This window comes from Rhodococcus sp. NPDC076796, from assembly GCF_040702765.1.
Taxonomy (GTDB): domain Bacteria; phylum Actinomycetota; class Actinomycetes; order Mycobacteriales; family Mycobacteriaceae; genus Rhodococcoides.
Window position 1 is genome coordinate 1 of sequence record NZ_JBFBMS010000043.1, and the last position, 1021, is coordinate 1021.

Consider the following 1021-nt stretch of genomic DNA (forward strand, 5'->3'; position numbering starts at 1 on the left):
CGCGAGCGAAGAAGCTCCGCACCGGATTCATCACCGATGACGTCACCATCGGCTCGCGGCCAGACGAAGTCGCTGATCGCAAAACGCCAGGGCATCGGGAAGGAGGTCTGATCATCGGGCTGGGCAGGTCCGCAGTGGGTACGCTTGTCGAACGCACCAGCAGATTCACCACGTTGCTGCATCTGCCACGTAAGGATGGGTACGGGGATGCGCCCCCGGTGAAGAACGGGCCGGCGTTGTCCGGTTACGGATCGGAGTCGGTCCGCGATGCACTCCAGGCTGCGATGACACCGCTGCCGGAGCACCTGCGCAGATCGGTGACCTGGGACCGCGGCAAGGAGCTTGCACGTCATGCGGAGTTGACCGCAGAAACCGGGATCCGTGTGTACTTCTGCAACCCGTACAGCCCCTGGCAGCAGGGAACGAACGAAAACACCAATGGATTGCTGCGACAATACTTTCCGAAGGGAACCGATCTCGCTCGATACAGTCGAAGTGACGTTCAGGCCGTGACGGATGCACTCAACAACCGCCCGCGCAAAACACTTGGGTGGCGAACCCCAGCGGAAGTGCTTGCAGAGCAGATAAACTCGGCTTCACGGCACTGTGTTGCGACGACAGGTTAAATCCGCCCTGACTGCCGGCATCACTGTGATGGATGAGCCCTGAGCCGACGCGGTGTCCACCGTGATCTCGTCGCCGCAACGCCATCTTCAGCGCCGTGGTGACCATCGCTGTGTCTTTGACCGTCGGCACGGCGAGGAGGCCTGCAAAATCCCGACATTCCCGATTCTGTCGGTGTTCGACCACTCGCAAACTGACCCGATCGAGGGGGCACCCGCCACCCGAAGAGATCACCCAACTCCTCACCGGCGTCGACCCCGCCGACATCTGCGACATCTGCGACCGCGTCGAAGAATGAGTACCCGTCCTGCATCTTGCTCTTCGTGGAACTCCTTCTGCGGAGCAGCCGTCTCATTCAGCTGGGCCATAGTCCTGAATCTGCCAGCCCTGGGCGGTT

1 protein-coding gene is annotated in these 1021 nt (G+C 61.3%); it reads left to right on the top strand.

Annotated elements, in window-relative coordinates:
- Window positions 1-626 (top strand): IS30 family transposase (locus AB0366_RS27125; RefSeq protein WP_366246618.1); only part of this gene is annotated, 626 nt, incomplete at its 5' end.
- Window positions 627-1021: the final 395 nt, after the last annotated feature.